Origin of the sequence: uncultured Limnohabitans sp. (genome assembly GCF_937889215.1) — a bacterium.
Classification (GTDB): Bacteria; Pseudomonadota; Gammaproteobacteria; order Burkholderiales; family Burkholderiaceae_C; genus Limnohabitans_A.
The window spans coordinates 1-2,398 of sequence record NZ_CALBEX010000143.1 but is presented as its reverse complement, the minus strand read 5'-3'; the positions used below and the strand labels follow the sequence as shown (position 1 = coordinate 2,398).

The 2,398-nt window shown below is 54.3% G+C and carries 2 protein-coding genes and 1 pseudogene; all 3 read left to right on the top strand.

Translation table 11 applies throughout. The features are described from left to right. Window positions 1-303, top strand: a pseudogene (locus Q0341_RS03635) (glycosyltransferase family 2 protein); the annotation flags it as partial. A 12-nt stretch (window positions 304-315) separates the two neighbouring features. Continuing rightward, complete coding sequence (locus tag Q0341_RS03630) at window positions 316-1,305, top strand: glycosyltransferase (RefSeq protein WP_299510627.1); 990 nt, start codon at window positions 316-318, stop codon at window positions 1,303-1,305. 341 nt (window positions 1,306-1,646) lie between these two features. Continuing rightward, on the top strand, window positions 1,647-2,398 hold a 752-nt coding region (locus tag Q0341_RS03625; protein WP_299510625.1), incomplete at its 3' end, for an O-antigen ligase family protein.

Genomic DNA, 2,398 nt, shown 5'->3' with positions numbered 1-2,398 from the left:
GGCATGCTCCAACACCGGCTGCTTCACCACTCTCGTCAAAGCATTCATGCCAGCCTGGAAAAACTCACCCAGTACGCCATGCTGGGCGCGGCCAAACGGCACGCTGCCGGCAAAAAAGGAGGCGTGCTGCGGGGCATGGCCTCGGCCTTGGTGCTCTTTACGCGCACCTATTTTTTCCGCCGCGCTTTTTTGGACGGCGCTCCCGGCTTCTTGTATTGCTTTTTCGTGGCACTCGAATGCTTTTTCCGTTATGTCGCCCTGCATTACGACCGCGACTTGCTCAACGCCAGCGTCAGCCGTTGAAAGCGTGATCCTATGCACATCCTGATTTGCAACCACTCCCCTGTTCCTGTATTTGCTTACGGTGGAACCGAGCGGGTCATTTGGGATCTTGCCAAAGGACTGGTCTCCAAAGGGCATCAGGTGAGTTTTTTGGTGCCCGACAACTCACATTGCCCTTTTGCCAGAATCCTGCCCCTGAATCCGCGCAAGCCACTCAAAGACCAAATTCCAGATGACGTCGATTTGGTGCATTTTCATTTCAATCCCGGACCTGCTTTTGAATGCAACAAACCTTGGTTGATGACCCAACACGGCAACTCCATACCGGATGAGTTTTTGCCCACCAATACCGTTTTTGTATCCGCCAACCATGCCCAACGCCATGGTGCGCAATGCCATGTTTACAACGGCCTCGATTGGACCGCCTACAGCCCCGTTGATTTGCGCGCAGAGCGTCGACACTTTCACTTTCTTGGCAAAGCAGCATGGCGCGTTAAAAATGTGCAAGGTGCCATTGATGTGGCCAAGCAAGCGCATGTGCCTCTGGTGGTGATGGGGGGGAAACGACTTAATTTGAAACGCGGCTTTCGATTCACATGGTCAAGGAACATCACATTTTTGGGCATGGTGGGTGGCGACATCAAGTTTTCCACTTTGCAACATTCCAAAGGATTGGTTTTCCCCGTGCGATGGCACGAACCCTTTGGCTTGGCCGTCATTGAGAGCCTTTATTTCGGCAGCCCCGTTTTTTGTACCCCTTATGGTGCCTTACCAGAGATCGTCTCTTCTGAATGCGGCTTCTTGTCAGACGGCCTGACCGAACTTTCCGAGGCCATTCAGCACATGCAGTTTGACCCCCGAGCCTGCCACCAAAGAGCCGTTGAGCTTTTTAATGCCGAGCTCATGACAAACCGTTATCTGGCTGTTTATGAACGGATCATGTCGCAAGAACTGCTCAACAATGCACAGCCCATGATGCAAGAGCCTTTCGTCAGGCTGCCGTGGCGGAGAGATGCTTCTTGACGCTTGTTTCTTTCCCGCCTTTGTGGTGTCTGGCGCTTGCTTTGTCGTTGGTCTTTTCATCACTCAACAGCAAAGCCATGGGCCTGAGCTGGCTGCTGTTGGTGCTGGCCGGCTTCTTTGTCACCTTTCAAAACTTGCGCCAGCCCCATCGAATGGCGGACTGTCCATGGGCCAAAACATGGCTGGTGGTTGCTGCATTTGCATTGACCATCAAAGCCATACCTGTATGGTATTGGTCAGATCCCTGGAGTGAACGCCATGGGGAACTGAGGCTTTTTTTTGGCGCTTGCGCCCTGTATGGCTTGATTGGGTATAGAAATCTGGCACGCAACACCCTGGTCATGCTTGCGCACGCCTTGTGCATCAGCAGTGCCTTTGGCCTGAGCTGGGTGCTTCTTCATGGGCGTGACGCTTTGCCCTCACACCCCATTCCATGGGCAGGCGGTATGGCCATGATCAGCGCATTGCTGCTGGCCCTGTCGCTCAAGTCGGATTTTTCTCAAACACACCGCCGCCTGTGGTTTTTTGGGGGGCTGCTGGCGGTCATGGCGGTACTGGCCAGCCAAAGCCGTGGTGCCTACGGCATAGTGTTTTGGTGGCTGGCTGTGGGCCTGCACCATCTTTGGGCACATCGCCAAAACCTTCAAGGCCCAAACGGCCTGAGACACTTCACGCCACGGCGGTTGACTTTTGTTGCAGTCATCCTGCTTTGCCTTGCCAGCCTGAGCCAAACTCCCGTTTTCCAGCGCCCAGCCCAATCACTTCAAGATGCGGTGAATGAAATACGCGTGTCCAGCCAATCCACTGCGGAGGGCGCCAACAGCTCGGTCGGAGCTCGGTTGTACATGTGGCAAAACAGCCTGGTGGCCATCAAGCAGTCTCCATGGATTGGCCATGGTCATGACACCCGCAAAGAACTTTTGCGGCAGTGGGCTGAGGCCGCACACTCTGATGAAATCAAGCGTCTTGGTCACGTCCACAACGAGTACTTGCACCAACTCATTGACCACGGACTTTGGGGGCTCGGCAGCCAGCTTGTGTATCTGGGTGGCTTGCTGCTGATCTGCTGGCAAATGCAACAAAAGGGGTACAA

What these genes read in the sequence shown, in the direction of transcription:
- Q0341_RS03630 (WP_299510627.1), top strand. Translation starts at nt 316, where the DNA reads ATGCACATCCTGATTTGCAACCACTCCCCTGTTCCTGTATTTGCTTAC.